Below are 23,517 nucleotides of genomic sequence, written 5' to 3'. Positions count from 1 at the left end.
ACTCTCTAATGAATGGAAAAACCTCCCTATCATTGATAGGAAGGTAATTTTTGTTTTAATTATTTGCCTTCACCAGTGTTGAACATTTCTTTTGCGTATTGGATACCTAAACCATATGCACCGCCGTGTTCTTTAGCAATGGATAGTACTTGATCATACGTAGCTTGGTTTGCCCAGTCACGTTGTAATTCCAGCATGTATTGCATCCATGTAATTGGTGTAGCACCAGCTTGTACCATACGTTCAACTGCCATATTGTGTGCTTGATCTGTAACACCGCCTGAAGCGTCAGTTACTACGTAAACTTCATAACCATCATTAAGGGCTTCTAAAACTGGCATCACGACACAAACTTCAGTCCAAAGACCGGCAACGACGATTTTTTTCTTTCCAGTATCTTTAATGGCTTGGACCACGTTTTTATCATCCCAAGCATTCATGGATGTACGATCATAAATTTTTTGATCTGGGAAGACTTTTTTAATCTCTGGGAAGATTGAACCACTGAAAGACTTAGAAGCGACTGTTGTTAATACAGTTGGTACCTTAAACGTCTTAGCTGCTTCAGCCAATCCTGCTACATTATTACGTAGTGTTGCCACATCGATTGACTTAGTCCCAAAAGCCATCTGAGGCTGGTGGTCAATCATTAATAACATATGATTGGTTGGTGTTAATAATTTAGAAGTAGATTGGTCATCTACCTTTACTGGTTGATTTTCATTTGTTGATGCTTTTGTCACTGAACTATGTGTTAATTCTACTGCCCCTACTGCACCTAAGGCCACAGTTAAAGCCATTCCTACTGCTGCTAATTTTTTAATTACGGATTTCATCTTCTGAACCTCTCCCTTTATATATTTATATATTTGTAGTAATTTTTCAAAACACGTTTAATCTAAGGCCCACAAACTATTTCGAATTCATTTATCTCTATTTGAAGATATTTGGGTAAAATGAAGTAATTATTTGCCTTCACCAGTGTCGAACATTTCTTTTGCGTATTGGATACCTAAACCATATGCACCACCGTGTTCTTTAGCAATGGATAGTACTTGATCATAAGTTGCTTGATTTGCCCAGTCACGTTGTAATTCCAGCATATATTGCATCCATGTGATTGGTGTAGCACCAGCTTGAACCATACGTTCAACTGCCATATTGTGGGCTTGATCGGTAACACCGCCTGAAGCGTCCGTTACCACGTAAACTTCATAACCATCATTGAGTGCTTCTAAAACTGGCATCACGACACAAACTTCAGTCCAAAGACCAGCAACAACGATTTTTTTCTTTCCAGTATCTTTAATGGCTTGGACCACGTTTTTATCATCCCAAGCATTCATAGATGTACGATCATAAATTTTTTGATCTGGGAACACTTTTTTAATCTCCGGGAAGATTGAACCACTGAAAGACTTAGAAGCGACTGTTGTTAGTACAGTTGGTACCTTAAACGTCTTAGCTGCTTCAGCCAATCCTGCTACATTATTACGTAGTGTTGCCACATCGATTGACTTAGTCCCAAAAGCCATCTGAGGCTGGTGGTCAATCATTAATAACATATGATTGGTTGGTGTTAATAATTTTGAAGTAGATTGGTCATCTACCTTTATTGGTTGATTTTCATTTGTTGATGCTTTTGTCACTGAACTATGTGTTAATTCTACTGCCCCTACTGCTCCTACGGCAACTGATAAAGCCATTCCTACTGCTGCTAATTTTTTAAATAAAGATTTCATATTCTAAACCTCTCCCTTTTTATATTTGTAGTAATTTTTCAAAACATGTTCAATCTAAGGTCGCAAACTACTTTGAATTCAAATATCTCGAATTTGAGATATTTAGGTAAAAAAATTAATCCTATTTACCTTCATTAGAATTTAACATTTCTTTTGCTTTCCTTTACTTGATATCTTCAGCCATGTTCCTTAACAAATGCTAATTTTAAAATTAGGGATTTCTTCTTCATTACACCGCCCCTAATTTATATGTAGGAATTGTCTAGGAACCCCCCTACTCTTCTCCTCCTTTTATTTAATTTTTCTCGAATAATATATTTCAAACAAAACAATCTTGAAACAAAACATTTTAATTTCGAGATAATTTTATTATAAATAATTTAATTGAATTGTCAACCTTAAATTTAAAAATTATTTTATTTTATGGTTACTTTTTAATACAAATTTCCTTTTAAACTTAATCGTTTAAATCTTTATTTATTAGTGTATTTACGATATAATCATTTATATTAAAGAAATACCTTGTTACTTTTAGTACACAATTATTGCAAATTGGAGGTGTTTATCTTGAGTGAGAAGGAAACACAGGATAAAGTATGTTCAAAGGTTGAAGAATCGTACAATATTATCGGAAAAAAATGGATGGGTTTAATTATCCATACTCTAATGGAAGAACCAAAACGGTTTAGTGAAATCCATGCTTATATTCCTGATTTAAGTAAGAGAATGCTTAACGAACGAATGAAGGAACTTGAGGATTGCGGAATCGTTCTAAGAAATGTAATTACAGATCGCCCAGTACGAACAGAGTATTCACTTACAAAGAAAGGGACGGAATTAGGAAGAGCCCTAAAGACAGTAGAGGATTGGGCTGATAAATGGCTATAAAGTTAAACTTCAATTAAAAAAGACTGCCAAGCCACTTCTTTAAAGAGGTGGTTTGGCAGTCAAATTAACTTAATGGCTGTGCTTTTAACTCCTTTTCTTTTGAAAAGCAGAAATACTTTCGTACTCTTCTTTCAAAAGTCGAGAAAGGCGAATATAGATTGGAGCTAATTCTTTATATATTTCCACATTTTCTATATGCGGTTCATGATAATGAGTAGCACCTACCATTTCCGAAACTACATGTAACGTATTAATTTCACCAAGACTATATAAACCCAGAATCGCCGCTCCCAAGCAAGAACTTTCAAAACTTTCAGGTACATGCACCTCTTGATGGAAAATATCCGCCATCATTTGTCTCCAAAGCGGTGATCTTGCAAAACCTCCGGTTGCTTGAATTTTTTTCGGCTCGCCTATCAATTCTTTTAAGGCAAGAAGAACCGTGTATAAATTAAAGATAATCCCTTCCAAAACAGCGCGGATAAGATGTTCTTTTTTATGATGTAAGCCCAATCCGAAGAAGGATCCCCTTGCATTTGCATCCCATAAGGGAGCTCTTTCACCTGCTAAGTATGGGTGGAATAATAAGCCATCAGATCCAGGATTCACTTTTGCTGCAATTTCCGTCAGTACTTCATACGGGTCCTTTCCTAAACGTTTCGCGGTTTCAATCTCTGAAGAACCCAGCTGGTCACGGGCCCATCTGAAAATCATGCCTCCGTTATTGATCGGACCTCCAATCACCCAATGATCTTCGGTTAAGGCATAACAAAAAATCCTACCTTTAGGGTCTGTCACAGGCTGATTTGTCACAGTCCGAATAGCGCCGCTTGTCCCGATTGTAACGGCAACTACTCCAGGTTCAATCGCGTTCACACCTAAGTTGGATAACACTCCATCACTAGCGCCAACGACAAATGGAGTGGATGGAAGCAAGTTCATCTCTTTTGCAAATGTTTCGTCCAACCCTTTTAAACAATATGTTGTAGGAACTGGTTTGGAAAGTTGTTGTGCTGATACCCCTGCAACATGAAGAGCTTCTTCATCCCAATCCAAATTTCTCAAATGAAACATTCCTGTTGCTGATGCAATGGAGTAATCGATGACAAATTCCTTAAATAGCTTATAGAATACATATTCCTTAATGGAAATGAACTTATATGTACTTGAAAATAATTCTGAATGCTCATTTCGAAGCCAAGTCAGCTTTGATAAAGGTGACATGGGATGAATTGGCGTCCCGGTGCGAAGATAGATTTCATGCCCGTTCATTTCATTCTTAATTTTTTCAGCCCACTCTGCGCTTCTATTGTCCGCCCAAGTGATACATTTGGTTAACGGCATTCCCTCTTTATTAACAGCAATCACACTATGCATCGCTGAACTAAAGGAAACAAAAAGAACATCATTAGGCTGGACATGGTTTGCTTGTACAACCTTCTTAATGGTGGTGATCACGGCCTGAAAGATCTCTTCAGGGTCTTGTTCCGCCGTTTCCGGTGTAGGAGAATGCAAAGGATATTCAATTCCATGGCTTGATATAACAGTGCCGTCGATTGTAAATAGAACAGATTTTGTACTAGTTGTGCCGATGTCTACACCTATCATATATTTTGTACTCACGATTTCTTCCTCCTTACAAAGGATTTTTACTGCTTCCTAATCAAGGAGAGAAGCTAAAAATAAGCTTCTCTCCTTCACGTAAATCATTTATAGATGTGACACTTTAAACTTCCTCTATAGTTTATATTAGTAGTATTGTTTTTAAACAAACAAATTAAGCAATAATACACCGCCAAAAGCAACAAATGAAAGGATTGTCTCTAACACTGTCCACGTTTTAAAGGTTTCTTTCACGGATAATCCCAGGTATTCTTTTACCATCCAGAATCCAGCATCGTTTACATGTGAGAACATCAAGGATCCTGCACCTGTCGCGATAACAAGCAATGCCTGATTTACACCTGACTAGTCCAGTAATTGCAGGTAATGCATTAATAAAAAATAGCGAGTAAATCAACTTCTATGTTTCCGAAGAATTATATTCGCACCAGGATCACCTATCGATTATTCCTTTTCTTCAGCTCTATCTATATCGAAAATTTCTTAAATGCCAACACTGCATTATGTCCTCCAAAACCAAAACCATTAGAAATAGCATAGTTTATTTTCTGGTTAACTGCATGGTTTGGAACATAATCTAAATCACACTCTTCATCTGGTACATCATAATTAATAGTTGGAGGAGCTATATCTTCCATGATACTTTTGAGGGTTATAACAGCCTCAATCCCACCTGCTGCTCCAAAAAGGTGCCCAGTCATTGATTTAGTGGAACTTACCTTTAAGTTATAAGCATGAGCACCGAAAACACTTTTAATCGCTTTGGTCTCTGATTTATCTCCTTCAGGGGTACTTGTACCATGTGCATTTATATAATCCACATCCGTCAATCGAATATTTCCCATTTCTAAAGCTAATTTCATGGCATTTGCGGCCCCATTGTAATCAGGTGAAGTAATATGGTATGCATCTGTTGTGGAACCATAACCTACGATTTCTCCTAAAATTGTCGCTCCTCTTTCCTTTGCATGCTCATATTCTTCCAGGAATAAAACACCCGCTCCTTCAGACATGACAAAGCCATCACGCCCTCTGTCAAATGGGCGACTTGCCTTTTCTGGAAAATCATTAAGAGTAGACATTGCTCTCATTCTTGAGAATCCAGCAAAAGCTAGTGGATTAATAGGAGCTTCAGCGCCTCCTGCTAATATGCCATCAGCATAACCATGTCTAATATTTAAAAAAGCCTCCCCAATTGCTTGATTCCCTGTTGCACAAGCAGAAACAGGTGAAAAGCTAGGCCCTTTAAAACCCGTTTTTATAGATATTATTCCTGACGCCATATTACTGATCATCATTGGAACCATAAATGGTGAAACTTTTCTTGGTCCCCTTTCAAGCAAAGCTTTATGATTTTCTAATGTAGTATTAACTCCTCCAATACCGGAACCAATATAAACCCCTAATCGCTCCTTATTAACATTTTGTAAATCTAGATTCGCTTGTTCTAAAGCTTGTTGAGCAGCAGCAACAGCATACTGTATGAATAAGTCATATTTTTCCTGTTCTTTTTTATCCATATATTGCTCTGCGACAAAGTCGGTAATATAACCTGCAATTTGGGTGTTAATATTGCTATAGTCATCAGATTCAATTCTTTTGATGCCTGAATTACCTTCTTTAATGTTCTTCCAGAACGCTTCAATTGTATTTCCTAACGGTGAAACGACTCCATATCCTGTCACTACAACCCTTCGTGCCATCACCAACACTCTCCTGTCATTCCTTTATTGCATAACTACTTCAAAAGATCTTTAAGTTGTTCCAATATTTTAGACAAAAAACCATCTCTGAATACAAGTTTACATTGAATCGGCCTTTAATACTAGAAATGAGAAAAACTGCTAATGCTTACAGATCGTCAGTATTTTGAAATTATTCAGCTCTTTTCTCCAATAGTTTAATAATTTTTCAATTATTTGGTCCAGTTCTCTTTAATAAACTGATCACGGCCGGACTTTTCCCGATCTTCCTTATAATGTTTTGGATTCTTCATATGGTAATCTTGATGATAATCTTCGGCTGCATAGAAAGGCTCGGCCGTCAAAATTTTCGTTACAATAGGTTTTGCAAATCGACCGCTTAATTCCAAATCTTGCTTGGATTGAAGTGCCAACTGTCGTTGCTGTTCATTATGGTAAAATATTGCGGTTGTATATTGCGTTCCACGATCCTGGAATTGTCCGAATGCATCTGTCGGATCAATTTGCAGCCAATAAAGTTCTAGTAACCTTTCATATGGAAAAAGCTCGGGATCAAATGTGATTTGTACGGCTTCGACATGTCCCGTCTTCCCCGATTTAACATCTTCATACGTAGGGTTTTCCTTGGTACCGCCGGTATAGCCTGACACGATACCTTCGATTCCGGGCAGTTCTTCAAACGGTGTAACCATACACCAGAAACACCCTCCGGCAAAGGTTGCTTTTTGCATGTTCTATGTCCCCTTCCTTAGATGTATTGCACTAGAGCCCAAACCAATTGTTCTAAGCTTTCTTGATCGATTGCATCAAATCTATTTTTGATCGGACTTTCGATATCCAGTACGCCAATTAGCCGATTGTTTTTTACGATCGGAATAACGATTTCCGACTGTGTGGCCGCATCGCATGCAATATGGCCTGGGAGCAAGTGGACATCCTTGACTCGAACTGTCTCCCATCTCCTTCATTTATTAACTTACTAATATTTAAGTTTTATCTTGACGCATAGCATCTCGAGTAGTTTTTACTTATATATAGAATTTACATACTCTTTTATTGTTCTCAATAACTTTTCCGTAATTTTCAAATTCACAATGAATCTCATATTCAACCGACAAGCTAAAAGTGCCCTCTCTGAAAGAATGAGCAGTTACGAATAATACAGTTGCCAATTAAATTAACTCTTTAGTTATTGGTGAAACAATTGTGGGTATATCGCTTTTACCCCGCCAGAGAAATCTTGCTGTACCTTTCGGCTCAAATCGTTTGCTACAATTTCATAGCTATCGGCTTCTATACCATCGATAGCAATCTTTGCAATGTCAGCAGGGTTAGCTTTCGGTGCTTTAATATTTGCTGTCATGTCTGTGTCCATAAACGCTACATGCAACCCAGAAACATGAATATTTTTAGGAGCTAGGACCAAGCGGAACGTATTCGTCAAACTCCATTCTGCCGACTTCGCTGCTGGATATGCCCCCCCTCCGTTCAAGCTCAACCAGGATAGAACAGAGAGAATATTCAGGATTGTTCCTCCGCCATTTTTCTCAATAATAGGAGCAAAAGCGCGTATCATCGAGAGAGTGCCGAAAAAATGAGTGTCCATCTCCAAACGAATTTTATCCACATCACCATCTAGCAGCGCAGCTCCGGTACTCGATCCAGCATTATTGATCAGTAAAGTTACATCCCTAGCAATCTCGGCTGCTGCAGCAATCGACTTTTCGTCTGTTATGTCTAGCTGTAGTGGGATGACTCCAGGAAGATCAATCAATTCCGGTTTTCTGACTCCTGCATAAACCTTAGCACCTCTAGCGAGAAGTTCCTGTGCAAGATGACGACCAAGGCCCCGATTTGCTCCTGTAATTAGTGCTATTTGTTTTGAAATTTCCATATACGTATACACCTCATTTTGTATTTTTTTAAGCATACTGTCTTAATAATTTGTATCATTAAATTGATTTATTCGTTTAAGAATAATCATTCTTAAATTTACAAAAAATGATTTAGTGTTGGTTTGAATTCCCACTTTACATTCGTTAATACATAACATATTTACGCTCCTTGATTTGGTATTGAAGGACTAGAAGTTCCCCCACTTTTATCAGTTATTGATTCTTTATATAGTGTGAAAAATTCAATTCTCAATCTATATTATTCGTCGTTTCAAGTTTAGTTAGGTAATCTCTTAAGAAGCCAATAGAGCGGTTTATATAAATAGTGTCATAATATAGCTTTGTCATCATTAGAGATCCCTCAATTGTGGATATAAATATAGTTGTAAAAGTTTCAGAATCTATTGTAGGAATGATTTCTCCGTTTTTTATCCCATTTCGAACTATTCGAACGATCATGGAATATAAATCATTCATAGCCCTTACTGTCGCCTCCCGTAAATCGGGATGTGCATCATCTGACTCTATCGCGGCATTTAAGATCGGACAACCTCCAGGAATGGGCTTCCCTTCTACTAATAACAAAAAAACATCAAGTATAGCATTCAGCTTTTCAATAGTATTATTTTGGTTTTCAATAGCTTTTTGAAAAGTCATGAACATGGTATTAATTGAGTAAGAAAATGCATCCAATGAAAGTTCTGCTTTACTTTTAAAGTGATTATATATTCCTCCTTTTTCCATCCCGATTTTTTCCATGATAGTAGTAATAGAAGTACTCATATAACCTTCTGTATTTAATAGTCCAGAGGCTTTTTCAATAATCATCTGCTTAGTTCGTTCACCCTTGCGCATATTTTTGTCCTCTTTTCTAACTGATTTTTCAAACTGATTGGTCTGTTAAAATTAGTATAACTCTATAAGTCTTCATAATCACATTATTTTTATCTGAACATTGCAATTATATTGACAAATAAAACCTACTAAAGTATATAATAAAAACAGACCGTTTTGTATTTTTTTATAATGGAGGGATGTTAAAATGAGTAAAAAAGTTCTTGATATGCAAAAAATTATTAATGGTGAGGTTCCACCACCACCCATTGCAAGGTTAATTGGGGCGGAGCTGGTATATGTTGAAGAAGGAAAAGCAGTTTTTGAATTACAATGTAATACAGAAAAACATGCAAATCCTATGGGGACGATCCACGGTGGAATTCTATGCGATATTGCCGATATGGCGATGGGTGTAGCCTTTTCGAGTACATTAGAAACTAATGAAACCTTTACAACCGTTGAACTTAAAATTAACTATATAAAACCCGTTTGGAACGAAAAAATTATAGCAAAAGGAGAGGTTATGAAAAGAGGAAACACTATAGGGTTGATTAAGTGTGATGTTTTTGATGAAGGAGGTTCCTTAGTCGCCCATGCTTTAAGCACATGTATGATTCTTCGAGGAGAAAAATCAGCAGGAAGATAGGAGCACAATTTTAGCTTATAAATTAATGGAGAAAAGACTGCTTTAAAAAGCGGTGACAGTAACAAAATTCAATAACACATACTCGTAAATTATACAAATGATTGATACCTAATGAAGGAGAGAAGCTCAAAATAAGCTTCTCTCCTTCACGTAAATTATTTATAGATGTGGCTCTTTAAACTTCCTCTATAGTTTATATTAGTAGTATTGTTTTTAAACAAACAAATTAAGCAATAATACACCCCCAAAAGCAATAAATGAAAGGATTGTCTCTAACACTGTCCACGTTTTAAAGGTTTCTTTCACGGATAATCCAAGGTATTCTTTTACCATCCAGAATCCAGCATCGTTTACATGTGAGAACATCAATGATCCTGCACCTGTCGCGATAACAAGCAATTCTAGATTCACACCTGACATGTGTTGGACAACTGGTGAAACGATACCAGCTGCTGTTGTTAAGGCAACCGTTGCTGAACCTGTCGCAATGCGAATTAATCCAGCAATCAAAAATGCCAAAACAAGCGGAGATAGTGATAAATGTTCGGACATTTGAGCAATGGTTGTACCTACACCACTATCGATAAGAATTTGCTTAAATCCACCGCCGGCCCCTATGATTGCAAGGATTGAACCAACTGGCAGCAAGCTTTCTTCTGTAAATTTTTTAATGGCTTTTTTATCCATGCCTTGACGAAATCCGAGAAAGAAAAATGCCGTAAAATTAGCAATCAAAAGCGCAATGACAGGACTGCCAATTAATGTTAAGAATTTCAGCAGGCCGGCAGGTAGTGACATATATGGTGCAATAGCTGATAAGATCATTAATAATACTGGTAATAAAATAACAAAGAATGAAATCCCTGTTCCAGGTAATTTTTTCGCCTCTGTATTAATACGAATCAACTCTGGTTCTCCCTCAGGAATCACGTGTTTATGAACCCACTTTGCAAATAATGGACCTGCGATGATGGCTGCAGGCAACGCAATGATTAGTGAGTAGAGTAGCACTTTCCCAAGATTAGCCTTATAGATTCCTATTGCCGCCATTGCCCCTGGGTGCGGCGGTACTAGACCATGTACGACGGATAGTCCAGTGATGGCAGGTAATGCGATTAATAAAATATTTTGTTTCGTTGTTTTATGAATTGAGATCACTAAAGGTAATAAAATCAATATGCCAACTTCAAAGAACACCGGAATTCCGATAATAAAACCAGAAAGTAGCATAGCCCATGGTAAATTCTTGACACCAAAGGAACGAACGAAGAAATTCGCTACTTGCATTCCAGCACCTGATTCTGCCATCATCTTTCCTAAAATCGTACCTAACGCCAAAATTCCTACTAAGTGACCTAGAACATTCCCAACCCCAGTTTCATAGGCACTCACGATTTTATCCATTGATAAACCAGCCATAATGGCTAAAAACAAACCCGCAACGGTTAAACTAATAAACGCATGCCATTTCCACCAAGAGACTCCCAAAACGACGATCACAATTGCTGCTAATGTTACGAGCAGTAAATACGTATCCATACTTAATTCCACCTTTCCAATTTACTTAGATTATCTACTTCATTTTGTTGTATAAATGATAGTGTGTTTGAGTAATTAAAAAGAAATACACGATTTACTATTATTTTTTTACCACTGCATGTCCACCAAACTCATTGCGCAAGGCTGCCACGACTTTCCCTGTAAATGTATCGTTCTCTAGTGAACGATAGCGCATCAATAATGACATTGCTATAACAGGAGTAGAGGCTTGAAGATCCAAAGCTGTTTCAACTGTCCATTTCCCTTCACCGGAAGATTGCATGACCCCTTTGATTTCATCCAAATGCGCATCTTTAGAAAATGCATTTTCTGTTAATTCCATGAGCCATGAGCGAATGACGGAACCATGATTCCACACTCTTGCTACTTTTTCATAGTCGTAGTCAAACTCGCTCTTATCTAATAGCTCCAATCCTTCACCGATCGCAGCCATCATTCCATACTCAATTCCGTTATGAACCATTTTCAAGAAGTGACCACTACCAGCCTTCCCTGCATACAAATATCCATTTTCCACAGCAGTGTCACGGAAAATAGGTTCCACAATATTCCATGCTTCTTGATCTCCGCCAACCATGTAGGACGCTCCATTTCGAGCTCCCTCCATCCCGCCAGATGTTCCCGCATCCATAAAGTGCACTCCAATTTCTCTCAACTGGTTGTAACGAAGAACCGACTCTTTATAATGGGAGTTACCAGCTTCAATCACTATGTCACCTTTTGTTAAAAAGGGTGTTATCTCATCAATTACCGAATCAACTACGGAGTGTGGAACCATAATCCAAAGGACTCTTGGTGTATCCAAAGATTGAACAAGTTCCTTTAAGTTGGAAGTGCCTTTAGCTCCGTATTTTGTCATTTCTTTGACTGAGTCAGCATTTAAATCAAAGGCTACAACTTCGTAGTTGTGATCCAATAGATTTTGTCCTAAATTTAACCCCATTTTCCCTAATCCGATTAATCCAACTTGCATACTAAGTTCCTCCTCAAAATTATTTTCATAAAAAAGGATGATTCTTCCCTAACCATGTCTAAATCGACATCATTTTTTCAAACTATGTTGACCTTCTATAAACCGAACCGTGCCTGTTTTAGCACACATGACAACCGAATGAGTTGTAGCGAAACTTCCTTTATATTGAACCCCTTTAAACAAATGGAATAGTAAGAATGTGAATTATTATTATTTCGCCCATTGATTTCTAACTTGTTCTTCAGCCAAACGTAAGATTACTTCTTCTGAAACCTCTTTATGAGCAATAACATTTGTTAAATAATTTTTTCCTTGAAATCTGACTGTAACAGTTATTTCCATCATAATTATCTCTCCTTTCTACAATGTAAAAAAAGTGGAGGCTCCCATAACCTAAAATTCATTTTCGATTGTCAAAATAACAATTATGACAAATAGAATTCAGCGGAAAAGGATATTCCATCTGGTGAAAATCTATATCAGCCGTTTCCGGATAAAGAACTAAGAATCATAGCGAGAGTCAGTGTTTATGCAATATCTTTTCTGCATTCATAAGTTTTGAAACAGATCCAAAAGATACACTACCCTTGAAAGATCGCCTTTTATTTTGGTAACTTTTTTTATATAAGGTTATCTTTCGTAACCATAATAACTCTATCGACATTCAATGTCAATTAAAATTTTTAAAAGTTTCTAAGCCTAATAAAACCTCATTAATTCTATTATAATCAAGGTAAAATCTACTTTTAAGATAAATATTTAATAAAATTTCTAAAGGTTTTATATTCATTTATTTCTGCCACTATAAATGTATTAGTTATTTTTAATACATTCAATTATTAGTGGAATCATTTTAATGTTGTTAGGTGGTATGTGAACGATTTGTAGAATAAAGGATTCTCTATGGGTAAAAATATCATTGACTTCTGTCAAAAAAATTCTTGAAAGGAAAAATATAAGCTATGATGAATAAACAAACTAACAGTCCCCATTTACCCGAAGATCTACGTAGGTTCAACCCTGTTACAGTTATTGGAGCCGGTGTTATTGGGATTTCGTGGACAGCCTTATTTCTAGCAAAAGGTTTAGAGGTTCGAGTAAACGATGTCCGTTCTGACCTAGAGGAAGTTGTGCATGAAGGTATAAAACAGATTATCCCAACTTTACGTGATCTTGAACTTCCCACTGAAGGCCTTACAGATCGACTAATTATTGAGCAAAACCTGGAACGTGCGCTTGACGGTGCCGCTGTTGTACAAGAAAACGGCCCTGAACGTATAGGTTTTAAACAGGAGTTATACAGTCAAATCGAACAATTTGTGAATAGAGAAACATTATTGTTGTCATCCTCCTCGGGTTTAAAAGCAAGCGATATAGCAGAGAATATGGAAAATCCAGAACATATGTTAATCGGCCATCCTTTTAATCCACCACATCTTGTCCCATTGGTCGAGATTGTGCCTGGAAAAAATACGGCTTCTAGTGCGGTTGAAAAAGCTGTGGCTTTTTATGAAGGGTTAGGTAAGCACCCACTTGTGTTGAAGAAAGAAATACCCGGATTTGTAGCGAATCGTCTACAATCAGCATTATTCCGCGAGGCCATTCATTTGGTATTAGAAGGAGTTGTTTCGATCAAGGACCTTGATGAAATTGTAACAAGCTCGATTGGTCTTCGATGGGCAGCAGGTGGTCCATTCTTGACTTTCCACCTGGGAGGTGGAAAAGGAGGATTCCCTGCCTTTCTCAAACATCTAGGACCTGGAATGGAGGCACTTTGGGATAATCTTGGTAGGCCACGACTTGATGAACCTACGATTCAAACATTATCCGAACAGGCTATCTCTTCTTATGGCAACATTTCAGAAAAGCAGCTTGAAGAAGAGCGTGATCGTCGACAATTATCCGTGCTCCATGCACTTAATGAGAAAAAGTAAAGACACCTATTCACACTAAGTTAAAAAGGATCGGCTTTCCATGTTCTTTCCCAATAGGAACATGGTTTTTTACGCTACAGCTGAACAGGATGTTTTATATCATGAAGAGAGGATTTGATTAAGAAAATGAATACTATTCAAGCAATGGTGCTAGATAAACTTGGAGATCAAACAAAGTTAGAAATTAAACAATTACATATGGAAGATTTACCTGAAGGGGAAGTAACTATTCGTGTTGCATATTCTAGTGTGAACTTTAAAGACGGTATCGTAGCTTTCCAAGATAGACTTGTAAAGTCCTATCCATTAGTGCCAGGGATAGATTTATCTGGAACGATTAAGGAAACAACGGATGAGCGATTTAAAACAGGAGATGAAGTAATTGTGACAGGCTATCAACTAGGAACAGGACATTTTGGCGGATTTAGTGAAATGGCACGTGTACCTGCAGAGTGGGTTGTTCCTCTTCCAAAAGGATTGTCTTTAAAAGAAGCCATGATCCTAGGAACAGCTGGGTTTACCGCAGCATTATCTGTTCAAAGGCTTGAAGATAATGGATTGGAACCTAACCAAGGACCCGTTTTGGTAGCAGGTTCTACAGGTGGTGTAGGGAGTATTGCCGTAAATATCTTAGCTAAAATAGGTTTTGAAGTTGTAGCCAGTACAGGTAAATCTAACCAAGAAGGATATTTAAAAAGATTAGGGGCTAAACAAATTATTAATCGCAATGATAGTAGATACAGATCAAACACCAATTCGTGAAGAAAAATGGGCTGGTGCTATAGATCCTGTTGGTGGAAAAACACTTCAGTACATATTGAGTACTTTGAAATATGGAGGGTCGGTAGCTACCTCTGGTTTTACAGGTGGGAGAGAAGTTTCTACAACAGTTCTTCCGCATATTTTAAGGGGCGTCAATTGGCTCGGTATTGACTCAGTTCAATGTCAAATGAATAAGCGATTAAAGGTTTGGGATCGTCTCGGTGATGATCTTAAACCAACAACGTTAAATGATTACGTAGCAAATGAAATCTCCTTTAAAGAGCTTCCAGGAGTATTAAGGGATATTTTAGACGGAAAAATACGTGGAAGAACGATTGTTAAACTATAATATGCTTAGTTCAAATCACAACAAATATACATCAATTATGATTTGAGCATTTATGTCTAAAACGCCTCAGAATTAGTTCTGAGGCGTTTTAATATGATTCTCAGTATTAATTTTTGGAAATAAAAATGTAAGACAAACCTACATTGCAGAACACTGTCCTCGATAAGGCTTTTATGCTTTTAAATAAATTAGCACTAAGCAACGATTTATTCAACAACCTGGAGAGTGACATCAATATTCCCTCTTGTGGCTTTTGAGTATGGACAGAATTCGTGGGCCTTATGTACAAGCTCTTCCAATTTTTCCTTTTCTACACCAGTTCCTTTTACTTGCAGCGTTACTGCAATTTTGAATCCTTGATCAGCCTCATCTTTTAAGAAATCTACATTTGCCGTTACTTGTGATTCGAATTTGACATGTTCCTGCCTTGCGATGTGCTGTAAAGCTCCATCGAAACAAGCAGAGTAACCGCAAGCGAACAACTGTTCAGGGTTTGTCGCGTTTGGTAATTCTTTCGCTCTTGGGGAGCCGGGCATTGCTAAATCCACTTTTATCTTGCCATCAGATGATTCAACTCTGCCTTGTCTTCCTCCACGAGCTGTTGCAGATGATGTGAATAATGGTTTTGTAGTCATCGATTTTCTCCTTTTTTGAGAATAATGTCTTGCCTTAATGTTCACAAAGAGAGAGCTTATTACCCTTAATTCAAAACCTAACAATTTGAAAAGCTAATCGGAAATTTCCCACTAGCTTTTCTTATCGGTCAAAATGTTATTGATTCGCTTTTTTGACCCACTCCGCAACTGTAACGGTACGTTTAGCTTGATGTTTAACAGCTGCCTGTACGTCTTCAATCATTTTTCCATCTTGTCCAACAGTAACACTTGTTCCATAAGGGTTACCACCTGCTCCGAAGGTGACTGGATCTGTATAACCTGGAGCCGCCACAATTGCACCCCAATGATACATGGTTGTATAAAGTGATAAAATTGTTGCCTCTTGACCGCCATGAGGATTTTGCGCAGACGTCATTGCACTAACTACTTTGTTTACAAGCTTCCCGTTAAACCATAACCCTCCTGTTGTATCCAAAAACTGCTTCATCTGTGCTGGCATGTTACCAAATCGAGTAGGTACACTGAAAATAATGGCATCTGCCCATTCCAATTCATTTAAGGTTACTTCAGGTACTGCCTTCGTTGCTTCAACATGTGCTTTCCAACCTGGATTTCCTTCAATAACTGATTGTGGAGCGAGTTCCGGCACTTTTAATACTTTTACTTCAGCACCTGCTTCTTTCGCTCCTTCTTCAGCCCATTTTGCTAGTTGATAGTTTGTTCCACCCATGCTGTAATAAATGACTGCTAATTTTACATTTGTCATTGTTTCGATCTCCTTTTCTGATGAATTTCCAAATAGTTTAGATAAAAAACCCATTTTAATACACCACCTATTTTCTCAATCTTTTTTAATTATTATTCATAAATAAGCATTTTAACTTTTTGATTCACTTTTTAAAAACCAGTTGATAAACATTCATTACATAGTCTGTCCTAAAATTTTTTAAATAAATAATTTATGATACCATTGAGCTGCGGCTTCTACTTCTTCGTAGGTTAACTGATGGCCTCTATTCTCCCAATGAAGTTCAACCTCTGCGTTTGCGTCCTCAAGTAACGATTGTAGTTCCGCCGATTCCATCGGTGAGCAGATTGGGTCATTTGTTCCAGCTGCAATAAATACTGATTTCCCTGACAAATCTGGAAGATCAATTCCTTTTCTCGGCACCATTGGATGATGAAGAATGGCACCCTTCAATGCATTTTGATAGTGGAATAATAAACTAGCCGCAATATTTGCACCATTAGAATACCCAATAGCAATAATATTATTTCGGTCAAATTCATATTTCTTTGATGCTTCGTCAAGAAACTCATTTAATTCTTTTGTTCGGAATATTAAATCTTCTTCATCAAAAACTCCTTCAGCTAATCTTCGGAAAAATCGAGGCATTCCATTTTCCAATATATTTCCTCGTACACTTAATACTGAAGCCTCATCATCAATTCTTCCCGCAAGAGGCAGCAGGTCTAATTCATTTCCACCTGTACCGTGTAGCAACAGTAAAGTTGGTTTTGATGAATCAGTCCCCTTATTAAATATATGTTTCATCATTTATCTCCTTCCAGAACGCGAACCTCCACTGGGGGTAAGGTTTCTTCTAATTCTTCACGCTTTGACTCTAACCATGAAGGTAACATGAGTTTTTTTCCAAGTTCAGCAACAGGTTCATCAAACGAAAAGCCTGGCGGGTCGGTCGCTATTTCGAAGAGGATTCCTCCTTCTTCATGAAAATAAAGAGCTTTAAAGTAGTTCCGATCAAGTATTTCTGTCGGATGATACCCCTTATCTTTGAGAAGCATTCTCCATCTGCTATGATCTTCGTCATTCTTTGCTCTCCATGCTATATGGTGAACCGTTCCTGCCCCCATTAGCCCTCGGACTGAGGGATTTAGCGTGATATCAATGGTATTTCCAAGTTGTCCTTCAGATTTAAATCTTAGAAATTCGTCTTCTTGTCCAATGCATTCTAATCCCAAAATATTTTCTAGCATGTCCGTGGTCTTATGCGGCTGAGCAGATAAAAGAACAGCGCCGCCAAACCCTTTAATAGCATTCTCTGCTTGAATTCCCCCAAAGTTCCAATTATTCATTGGTCCTTCATCTCGTTCAATTAGTTCAAGTTGAAGTCCATCTGGATCGTTAAATTTCAAATAACTTTCCCCAAAACGAACGGATGAAATAAATTCAATATTGAATTTTTGCAAACGTTTCTTCCAAAATTGAATCGAGCCTTTTGGAATAATATAACTTGTTACACCCACCTGTCCTGTTCCAATTCGACCTTTGAGCTGTTTAGGCCATGGAAAACAAGTGATAACAGTTCCAGGTTGGCCCATTTCATTCCCAAAATAAAGATGATATACTTCTGGGCGATCAAAATTTATCGTTTTTTTAACGAGCCTTAACCCCAGTACACCAGCATAAAAATCAATATTCCTTTGTGGATCGTTAACCATCGCGCTTATATGATGGATACCTTCTGTTTTTTGCATCTTTATCTACTCCATTTCACCAATGGGATTGGGTGTAACCTTCTCTTTCGGTATTCGCGGCTGGGTCTATCAAAAGCAAAGCAATTTTTCTCTTTCGTGAATTAATCTAATTCTCTTACTTCAATCGGAAGCAATTCTTGCTCAATTTGTCCTCTATGAGGTTCGTATTGTGAAGGCAGCATCAATTTTTCTCCCATCGTCGCTAATGATTCATCATGAGCGAATCCTGGTGGATCTGTTGCAATTTCAAATAGAATTTCCCCATGTTCTCTAAAGTAAATGGCATTAAAGTAGTTTCGATCCTGAACTGGTGTAACACCATAACCGTTCGACTCAACATACTTCTTCCAATCCAATTGATCCTGGTCATCTTTAGCCCGCCATGCAATGTGGTGTACTGTTCCTACACCCATTTGACCGCGTCCAATAGAAGTTAATTTTAGGTCGATAATATTTCCGATATCTGCAGAAGAACGATAACGAGCGAAATCTCCTTCTTTTCCGATAAATTCAAGTCCCATTACTTTCTCTAACAATTCCCCGGTTTTGTTAGGTTGTGCAGATAAAAGAGTTGCGCCGCCAAACCCTTTGATAGCAACTTCAGGAGTTACCCCACCGAAAGTGAATGTATTGACTTCCCCTTCTTCTCTTTCCACAATTTCCAAGTGAAGTCCATGCGGATCATCAAATTCTAAATATTGCTCTCCAAAGCGTTCTATTTTAGTGAATGAAACGTTGAATTTTTCCAATCTATTTTCCCAAAATTCCATAGCGCCCTTCGGAACAACATAAGAAGTGACCCCAACTTGACCGTCACCAATGATTCCTTGACGAGCACCAGCCCATGGGAAAAAGGTGATAATCGTACCCGGTTTTCCAACTTCATTACCGAAATAAAGATGATAAGTACCAGGATCATCAAAATTTACCGTTTGTTTCACTAATCGTAACCCTAAAACGCCAGCGTAGAAATCTACATTTTCCTGTGGATGTCCTACGATAGCTGTTATATGGTGAATACCCATAGTTTTCTGAGTCATTTTTGTCACTCCATTTTCTAAAGTTTTTTTACAAAACATGTTCAATTGTTTGATCCTTAGAAAAACATTTAAATTGTATTAATCTAATCCACAATAATTATTTTGTACAATTGATGCGATTAAACTCTTATAAAACAAACTATATTTAATTTGAAAATCTCTAATTCGAGATATTTTATTTTAAAATTTATTTTTTCACTCTATTATTAATTTTCTTCAAAAGATTTACTATTATCTGAGCCTCATCATTATTTAAAAAACCAAAAATATCATCCACCAATTCTTGATGTTTTGGCATGATTTTCTCCATCAAATCAATTCCAGCATCAGTTAATGTGACATGTATGACACGCCTGTCATCAGGACATGGAAGTCGATTTAATAAACCTTTTTGTTCTAATTTGTCAATAACATACGTCATCGAACCACTGGATATCAGTATGCTATTACCAATCTGCTGAATCGTTTGTTTTTCATTATGGTAAAGCACTTCTAAAACCGAAAATTCTGTAATACTTAGGTTATTTTTGGACATTTCATCCCTTATTCGCTCCTGAATTACTTTAGATGTATGCATCAATTCTAGAAATGGTTGGTTGGTGCATTCTCTATTCATTTTAACCACCTCCTTTAATGAAATATCTCATTTTAGTATATCTCGAATTCGAGATATTGATAAGAATAATATTATACGGTGTTATTTTAGTCAATATCTTTTTTATTTGTTTTTAAACTTTATATCTAATTAATCATCCGTTGAGCTTCACGAAGTTGGATAGTACGATTTTCACGCGGCATAAATCTACGAATTTCCTCTTCGTTATATCCGACTTGTAACTTTTTTTCATCAATGATTAAAGGTCTTCGTAATAATTCTGGGTTATCTTTAATGAACTTGTACAATTCTTGAAGTGATAGAGATTCAATGTTACCATTCAATTTTTGAAATGCTTTCGAATGTGTTGAAATGATTTCATCTGTACCATATTCTGTTAGTCGAAGAATTTCTTTAATCTCATCGATCGTAATCGGTTCAGATAAAATGTTTCTTTCTTTATAAGCGATTTGGTGGTCCTCAAGCCAAGCTTTAGCTTTACGGCAATATACACAACTAGGTGTTACATATAAAGTTACCATTTTAACAAGACCTTCCATTTAATACTTTTAATAAATTTATCTCAAATCTAATTATCTCAAATTCAAGATAACTTAATTATAAATAATTTTATCAATTTGTCAACAATCTATTTTTTATATTAATAAATCTCAAATGAATAAAAAATGGAAAAAAATTACATTTATTACCTAAACTCATAATAAAGATCCCTTTATCAATTTTACATAATGGGAAACTAGCGGTGTATCATATCCGTTGTTTTTATAAATTTTAAGTTACAGCTCCATGATAAAGTATTCGAGGTAATTTTTTAAAATCATACTGAATTACTTTATCAAAGCTATCTAAATAGGCATGTAAAGATTGTGCAATCATAAGGTTTACCACTTTTTCTTTAGTATTAAAAATAATGATAGGTTTTTTAAGCGACCATGCATATCCAACTTCCCACATTGTTCCAGGATCCTGATCGTTATATACTGCGAAAATAATATCGCTAAACTGTATTGCATTTACATCAGTAACAAAGTTTTGATTTTGCCATTGATAAGACCCCAAAGGAAACTTGCTTTTGTATTTTCGTGGAGAAAATACATTTAATCCTTTGTTAAATAAAATTATTTCTAATTTTTCTAACAGTGCAATTTGCTCTGGGTTAAAAAATGGTCCAGCCAAATATACGTTCATTTATTGCCCTCCAAATGGTTATAAAAAATAAATATTAGGAGGTTTATGAAATTAGAAATCACAAAGTAAAAATTTTTTTAAGTTTCAAACATGTCAAATCATTTACTGATCTTACAAAGGATTGCTAATAAAAACACCAGGAGACCGTTCTGCACGAATAACAGGTTTTTTTACAATTTATTGGTACACTCTTGAAAACCAGTCAATAGCAATTTTAAGTCCCCTGGAACAGAATGATATTAAGGTGTAACAATATTAATGCACATTGAATTCCTCAAGTAACATTTTTTCTGTTTGAGGCATGGTTAGACCTAAATGCCAGCACCCCATTCCAGCTAGTCCATATTGTCGAACTAGACGGAACTTAACCAGTAAGCTGCGGGGGTCTTCAAACCACACTTCGTGTAGGTTTCCTTTATTGTCAACATAACGGAACCAAGGTGCAGCAGCACTCTCATTATAGTGAATCGGACTTTGATATCCAGTGTATAAATCAATGGCATGTTGAGTGGAATAAGCAGAGCCCGAACGCTTATTAGTTCCTATAACCCAATCGTAAGCATATTGAGGAATTCCAAGCATTAACTTTGATTTATCCACAACAGAAACTGAATAATTAAGTGTAGCTTTTACTCTGTCTATCGGTGCAATTGGACCAGAAGGACCTCCAGGCCAATGCCAATCATAAGTCATCAAAAACATTTTATCCAGGTATTTTCCAAGCGTTCGATAATCATAACCTGCTGAATAAGAGGGCATTTGATCACCTTCTTTTGGTGGAACAGCCATCATAACTTCCATTCCTGCTGGATGAATTTTTGAAGCTAATTCCTTAATAAACTGGTTAAGGTTAGCCCGATCTTTTGTTTTTACCTGTTCAAAGTCAATTACTACTCCTTTGTAATCGTGACTATCTAAAAGGGAATATATATTATTGATTAATTTTTGTCGTAACCATGGCGTACTTATTAATCGATGAGTAAGGTTAGGATCAAACCCCTTTTCACTTAAATTTGTAAGTGTGGCAAAAGGTGGAAGATTTTCTTTCCAAGCAATCTTATGCGCCTGGTTTTCTGGTGTTTCAATGATATTTCCTTGTTCATCGGACCGATACTCAAAAACGAAAATACTAGTAAGAGTCTTTTTATAGTTATTCAGCATCCAAGCATTTGAATTCTTATCTTTTGGAACGAAATAAGTTCCAGTCCAAATATTCATTTTTGGCGGCCTAGGAATACTTAATTTCTGACCAGGGACAATTACCCGACTCTTTAAATGATTTTGTCTCATTAATGTTAATTCACTAATTGCGTGACGGTTAGCGATCTCCCAAATACTTTCACCTTGCTGAACAATATAAGTCGAACCAGGTATCATCATTGCCTGTCCAAGGACTAGTTGAGTATTCTTAGCTAAACCGTTTAGCTTAGCTAGGTCCTCTTTGTCTATTTTGTATTGATTTGAAATTTTGGTTAGGCTATCACCAGGTTTCACTTCATGGATGACTTGAGCACAAGCGAAAATGGGAGTCATTAAAACCATACAAACTGAAATGAAGAAAAACAAAAGTTTCTTTATCATAGGAATCCTCCAAGAATAAATTTTCTATTATTGTAATAGCTCATATTGTTTTGAAACAGGATGTTCTTTAGTTTATGACCTTAAAAAACAATGGGCTGTTTAGTATTAATAGGATATAGTTTTCCGTCTAAGGCAAATGAAATTTTGCCCGTTTCTTCGGAAACCACTAATGTAAGTGCGTCGCTTCTTTCTGATATTCCAAGAGCTGCTCTGTGACGTGTCCCCAGTTTTATACCCTCTATATTCTTTGTTGTTAAAGGAAGGACATTTGATGCAGAAACCACTTTGTTTCCCCTGATTAAAACCGCCCCATCATGCAATGGGTTCCCTGGGTAAAAGATGGATTCCAATAATTTAGGTGTTACTGATGCTCCTATTGTCGTTCCTTTTTGAATCATTGTCTCAACTGAATCAACACGTTGAACTACAATCAAGGCACCATGTCTATGTCTCGAAAGATTCTGCACAGAAGTGGATAAATCTTCATAAGTGTCAGTAAAAGATGATAAATAACAATTTAAGTAAAAAGAGGCGGCCATTGATTCAATTTCAATTAGATGTTGTTTAACGTCCTCGAGACTTCCCAGTAAACAATAATTTTCGTTACCAAGTACGTCTAAATTTGATTGCAGCAGAAGAATCAAGTGTTGAATACCATCTTGTAAATGTTGTTTCATAGGTGAAAAGTCACAATTATTACTGTCCATGCATGGATCCCTCCATTTACATTTTTATCCTGTAGCACTAATGAACATTAAATTCCCTTAGTAATATCTCTTCTGTTTGTGGCATAGAGGAACCTAAATGCCAGCACCCTAACACTCCTAATCCATATTCCTTAACTAGCCGGAATTTCGCAAGAAGACTGCGGGGGTCTTCAAACTTCATGTCTAGTTCCATTTTTATCAAGATATCTAAACCAGGGAGATGCTGCCATTTCATCATAATAAATTTGACTTTCATGATTTATAAACTGATCCATTATAGTATTAGTAAGTTGTTCTGTTAATATAAAATGGTAAAATACTCCAAACCAATTCATAATAGAAATATAAAAAAAGGAT

Annotated in this window: 24 protein-coding genes and 4 pseudogenes; 4 read left to right on the top strand and 24 right to left on the bottom strand. The window is 36.8% G+C overall.

The annotated features are described in order from the left end of the window. Positions 1–59 precede the first annotated feature (59 nt). Both COE25_RS24515 and COE25_RS24510 read right to left on the bottom strand, forming a co-directional pair. Entirely contained in the window at positions 60–659 is a 600-nt protein-coding gene (locus tag COE25_RS24515) for a hydrolase (RefSeq protein ID WP_257208948.1), read from the bottom strand. Positions 660–965: 306 nt separating this feature from the next. Beyond that, positions 966–1,565, bottom strand: a complete 600-nt coding sequence (locus COE25_RS24510; protein WP_256358513.1) for a hydrolase — start codon at positions 1,563–1,565, stop codon at positions 966–968. A 744-nt stretch (positions 1,566–2,309) separates the two neighbouring features. Between COE25_RS24510 and COE25_RS24505 the strand changes: the two genes are divergently transcribed. Continuing rightward, positions 2,310–2,630, top strand: coding sequence for a winged helix-turn-helix transcriptional regulator (locus COE25_RS24505; RefSeq protein WP_098934486.1), 321 nt, complete (start codon positions 2,310–2,312; stop codon positions 2,628–2,630). An 84-nt stretch (positions 2,631–2,714) separates the two neighbouring features. Here COE25_RS24505 and gntK read toward each other — a convergent pair whose 3' ends face one another. The 7 genes and pseudogenes from gntK to COE25_RS24470 form a co-directional block, all read right to left on the bottom strand. Next, positions 2,715–4,238 carry a gluconokinase gene (gntK, locus tag COE25_RS24500; RefSeq protein WP_142354506.1) on the bottom strand — a complete coding sequence of 508 codons (1,524 nt, stop codon included), beginning with the start codon at positions 4,236–4,238 and terminating at the stop codon, positions 2,715–2,717. A gap of 156 nt (positions 4,239–4,394) precedes the next feature. Further along, positions 4,395–4,598 (bottom strand): annotated as a pseudogene (locus tag COE25_RS24495) (GntT/GntP/DsdX family permease); the annotation flags it as partial. 122 nt (positions 4,599–4,720) lie between these two features. Further along, positions 4,721–5,956 (bottom strand): beta-ketoacyl-ACP synthase II, encoded by a 1,236-nt coding sequence (gene fabF, locus COE25_RS24490; protein ID WP_098934484.1) that lies wholly within the window; start codon positions 5,954–5,956, stop codon positions 4,721–4,723. Between the two features lie 212 nt (positions 5,957–6,168). Beyond that, positions 6,169–6,687: a peptide-methionine (S)-S-oxide reductase MsrA gene (gene msrA, locus COE25_RS24485; RefSeq protein ID WP_098934483.1), complete on the bottom strand. Its 519-nt coding sequence runs from the start codon at positions 6,685–6,687 to the stop codon at positions 6,169–6,171. 17 nt (positions 6,688–6,704) lie between these two features. Beyond that, a pseudogene (locus tag COE25_RS24480) lies at positions 6,705–6,911 on the bottom strand (GAF domain-containing protein); the annotation flags it as partial. Positions 6,912–7,145: 234 nt separating this feature from the next. Next, positions 7,146–7,850 (bottom strand): SDR family oxidoreductase, encoded by a 705-nt coding sequence (locus tag COE25_RS24475; RefSeq protein WP_098934482.1) that lies wholly within the window; start codon positions 7,848–7,850, stop codon positions 7,146–7,148. A gap of 250 nt (positions 7,851–8,100) precedes the next feature. Next, positions 8,101–8,706 carry a TetR/AcrR family transcriptional regulator gene (locus COE25_RS24470; protein ID WP_098934481.1) on the bottom strand — a complete coding sequence of 202 codons (606 nt, stop codon included), beginning with the start codon at positions 8,704–8,706 and terminating at the stop codon, positions 8,101–8,103. Positions 8,707–8,893: 187 nt separating this feature from the next. On the opposite strand from COE25_RS24470, the gene COE25_RS24465 reads away from it, so the two are divergent. Then, positions 8,894–9,334 carry a PaaI family thioesterase gene (locus tag COE25_RS24465; protein ID WP_098934480.1) on the top strand — a complete coding sequence of 147 codons (441 nt, stop codon included), beginning with the start codon at positions 8,894–8,896 and terminating at the stop codon, positions 9,332–9,334. A gap of 213 nt (positions 9,335–9,547) precedes the next feature. Here the strand turns inward: COE25_RS24465 and COE25_RS24460 are convergent, their stop codons facing one another. The 4 genes and pseudogenes from COE25_RS24460 to COE25_RS24445 form a co-directional block, all read right to left on the bottom strand. Then, positions 9,548–10,873: a GntP family permease gene (locus COE25_RS24460; RefSeq protein ID WP_098934479.1), complete on the bottom strand. Its 1,326-nt coding sequence runs from the start codon at positions 10,871–10,873 to the stop codon at positions 9,548–9,550. A 100-nt stretch (positions 10,874–10,973) separates the two neighbouring features. After that, positions 10,974–11,867 (bottom strand): phosphogluconate dehydrogenase (NAD(+)-dependent, decarboxylating), encoded by an 894-nt coding sequence (gene gnd, locus COE25_RS24455; RefSeq protein ID WP_098934478.1) that lies wholly within the window; start codon positions 11,865–11,867, stop codon positions 10,974–10,976. A gap of 69 nt (positions 11,868–11,936) precedes the next feature. After that, positions 11,937–12,050, bottom strand: a pseudogene (locus COE25_RS24450) (fructose-bisphosphatase class II); the annotation flags it as partial. Between the two features lie 27 nt (positions 12,051–12,077). Continuing rightward, positions 12,078–12,212 (bottom strand): BA3454 family stress response protein, encoded by a 135-nt coding sequence (locus COE25_RS24445; RefSeq protein ID WP_098934477.1) that lies wholly within the window; start codon positions 12,210–12,212, stop codon positions 12,078–12,080. A 617-nt stretch (positions 12,213–12,829) separates the two neighbouring features. Between COE25_RS24445 and COE25_RS24440 the strand changes: the two genes are divergently transcribed. Together COE25_RS24440 and COE25_RS24435 are read left to right on the top strand one after the other, a co-directional pair. Then, positions 12,830–13,801, top strand: coding sequence for a 3-hydroxyacyl-CoA dehydrogenase NAD-binding domain-containing protein (locus tag COE25_RS24440; protein ID WP_257208946.1), 972 nt, complete (start codon positions 12,830–12,832; stop codon positions 13,799–13,801). 126 nt (positions 13,802–13,927) lie between these two features. After that, positions 13,928–14,912, top strand: a pseudogene (locus COE25_RS24435) (acrylyl-CoA reductase family protein). A 206-nt stretch (positions 14,913–15,118) separates the two neighbouring features. Here the strand turns inward: COE25_RS24435 and COE25_RS24430 are convergent. The 11 genes from COE25_RS24430 to COE25_RS30290 form a co-directional block, all read right to left on the bottom strand. Then, positions 15,119–15,547, bottom strand: coding sequence for an organic hydroperoxide resistance protein (locus COE25_RS24430; protein ID WP_098934476.1), 429 nt, complete (start codon positions 15,545–15,547; stop codon positions 15,119–15,121). Positions 15,548–15,683: 136 nt separating this feature from the next. After that, complete coding sequence (gene wrbA, locus COE25_RS24425; RefSeq protein WP_257208945.1) at positions 15,684–16,295, bottom strand: NAD(P)H:quinone oxidoreductase; 612 nt, start codon at positions 16,293–16,295, stop codon at positions 15,684–15,686. A gap of 180 nt (positions 16,296–16,475) precedes the next feature. Beyond that, positions 16,476–17,084, bottom strand: coding sequence for an alpha/beta hydrolase (locus COE25_RS24420; protein ID WP_142354505.1), 609 nt, complete (start codon positions 17,082–17,084; stop codon positions 16,476–16,478). Further along, the gene (locus COE25_RS24415) at positions 17,084–18,028 is read right to left on the bottom strand and encodes a ring-cleaving dioxygenase (RefSeq protein ID WP_098934473.1); all 945 of its coding nucleotides are present in this window, start codon (positions 18,026–18,028) and stop codon (positions 17,084–17,086) included. Before COE25_RS24415 ends, COE25_RS24420 begins: the two co-directional genes overlap by 1 nt. A 101-nt stretch (positions 18,029–18,129) precedes the next feature. Next, a complete protein-coding gene (locus tag COE25_RS24410) occupies positions 18,130–19,068 on the bottom strand; it encodes a ring-cleaving dioxygenase (protein ID WP_098934472.1) in 939 nt (312 codons plus the stop codon). Between the two features lie 187 nt (positions 19,069–19,255). Further along, a complete protein-coding gene (locus tag COE25_RS24405; protein ID WP_098934471.1) occupies positions 19,256–19,684 on the bottom strand; it encodes a MarR family winged helix-turn-helix transcriptional regulator in 429 nt (142 codons plus the stop codon). A gap of 125 nt (positions 19,685–19,809) precedes the next feature. Next, positions 19,810–20,205: a transcriptional regulator SpxA gene (spxA, locus tag COE25_RS24400; RefSeq protein ID WP_098934470.1), complete on the bottom strand. Its 396-nt coding sequence runs from the start codon at positions 20,203–20,205 to the stop codon at positions 19,810–19,812. Positions 20,206–20,455: 250 nt separating this feature from the next. Further along, positions 20,456–20,872: a nucleoside 2-deoxyribosyltransferase gene (locus tag COE25_RS24395; RefSeq protein WP_098934469.1), complete on the bottom strand. Its 417-nt coding sequence runs from the start codon at positions 20,870–20,872 to the stop codon at positions 20,456–20,458. Positions 20,873–21,127: 255 nt separating this feature from the next. Continuing rightward, positions 21,128–22,453 carry a glycoside hydrolase family 18 protein gene (locus tag COE25_RS24390; RefSeq protein WP_098934468.1) on the bottom strand — a complete coding sequence of 442 codons (1,326 nt, stop codon included), beginning with the start codon at positions 22,451–22,453 and terminating at the stop codon, positions 21,128–21,130. Between the two features lie 80 nt (positions 22,454–22,533). After that, positions 22,534–23,160, bottom strand: a complete 627-nt coding sequence (gene cdaS, locus COE25_RS24385) for a sporulation-specific diadenylate cyclase CdaS (RefSeq protein ID WP_098934467.1) — start codon at positions 23,158–23,160, stop codon at positions 22,534–22,536. A gap of 37 nt (positions 23,161–23,197) precedes the next feature. Then, positions 23,198–23,416 carry a hypothetical protein gene (locus COE25_RS30290; protein ID WP_142354504.1) on the bottom strand — a complete coding sequence of 73 codons (219 nt, stop codon included), beginning with the start codon at positions 23,414–23,416 and terminating at the stop codon, positions 23,198–23,200. Between the last annotated feature and the right edge of the window lie 101 nt (positions 23,417–23,517).

Source organism: Bacillus sp. AFS031507 (genome assembly GCF_002584635.1).
In the GTDB taxonomy this organism is placed as follows: domain Bacteria; phylum Bacillota; class Bacilli; order Bacillales; family Cytobacillaceae; genus Neobacillus.
Note: the sequence above shows the minus strand (reverse complement) of the source record. Positions and strands in the feature narration are given on the sequence as shown.

Coding starts and splice junctions, on each gene's coding strand:
- COE25_RS24475 (WP_098934482.1), bottom strand. CDS start 7,850: ATGGAAATTTCAAAACAAATAGCACTAATTACAGGAGCAAATCGGGGC.
- wrbA (WP_257208945.1), bottom strand. CDS start 16,295: ATGACAAATGTAAAATTAGCAGTCATTTATTACAGCATGGGTGGAACA.
- cdaS (WP_098934467.1), bottom strand. CDS start 23,160: ATGGACAGTAATAATTGTGACTTTTCACCTATGAAACAACATTTACAA.
- COE25_RS30290 (WP_142354504.1), bottom strand. CDS start 23,416: ATGAAAGTCAAATTTATTATGATGAAATGGCAGCATCTCCCTGGTTTA.
- msrA (WP_098934483.1), bottom strand. CDS start 6,687: ATGCAAAAAGCAACCTTTGCCGGAGGGTGTTTCTGGTGTATGGTTACA.
- COE25_RS24395 (WP_098934469.1), bottom strand. CDS start 20,872: ATGAACGTATATTTGGCTGGACCATTTTTTAACCCAGAGCAAATTGCA.
- COE25_RS24390 (WP_098934468.1), bottom strand. CDS start 22,453: ATGATAAAGAAACTTTTGTTTTTCTTCATTTCAGTTTGTATGGTTTTA.
- COE25_RS24415 (WP_098934473.1), bottom strand. CDS start 18,028: ATGCAAAAAACAGAAGGTATCCATCATATAAGCGCGATGGTTAACGAT.
- COE25_RS24440 (WP_257208946.1), top strand. CDS start 12,830: ATGATGAATAAACAAACTAACAGTCCCCATTTACCCGAAGATCTACGT.
- spxA (WP_098934470.1), bottom strand. CDS start 20,205: ATGGTAACTTTATATGTAACACCTAGTTGTGTATATTGCCGTAAAGCT.
- gntK (WP_142354506.1), bottom strand. CDS start 4,238: ATGATAGGTGTAGACATCGGCACAACTAGTACAAAATCTGTTCTATTT.
- gnd (WP_098934478.1), bottom strand. CDS start 11,867: ATGCAAGTTGGATTAATCGGATTAGGGAAAATGGGGTTAAATTTAGGA.
- COE25_RS24420 (WP_142354505.1), bottom strand. CDS start 17,084: ATGAAACATATATTTAATAAGGGGACTGATTCATCAAAACCAACTTTA.
- COE25_RS24430 (WP_098934476.1), bottom strand. CDS start 15,547: ATGACTACAAAACCATTATTCACATCATCTGCAACAGCTCGTGGAGGA.
- COE25_RS24445 (WP_098934477.1), bottom strand. CDS start 12,212: ATGATGGAAATAACTGTTACAGTCAGATTTCAAGGAAAAAATTATTTA.
- COE25_RS24510 (WP_256358513.1), bottom strand. CDS start 1,565: ATGTTATTAATGATTGACCACCAGCCTCAGATGGCTTTTGGGACTAAG.
- COE25_RS24405 (WP_098934471.1), bottom strand. CDS start 19,684: ATGAATAGAGAATGCACCAACCAACCATTTCTAGAATTGATGCATACA.
- COE25_RS24410 (WP_098934472.1), bottom strand. CDS start 19,068: ATGACTCAGAAAACTATGGGTATTCACCATATAACAGCTATCGTAGGA.
- COE25_RS24470 (WP_098934481.1), bottom strand. CDS start 8,706: ATGCGCAAGGGTGAACGAACTAAGCAGATGATTATTGAAAAAGCCTCT.
- COE25_RS24460 (WP_098934479.1), bottom strand. CDS start 10,873: ATGGATACGTATTTACTGCTCGTAACATTAGCAGCAATTGTGATCGTC.
- COE25_RS24465 (WP_098934480.1), top strand. CDS start 8,894: ATGAGTAAAAAAGTTCTTGATATGCAAAAAATTATTAATGGTGAGGTT.
- fabF (WP_098934484.1), bottom strand. CDS start 5,956: ATGGCACGAAGGGTTGTAGTGACAGGATATGGAGTCGTTTCACCGTTA.
- COE25_RS24515 (WP_257208948.1), bottom strand. CDS start 659: ATGTTATTAATGATTGACCACCAGCCTCAGATGGCTTTTGGGACTAAG.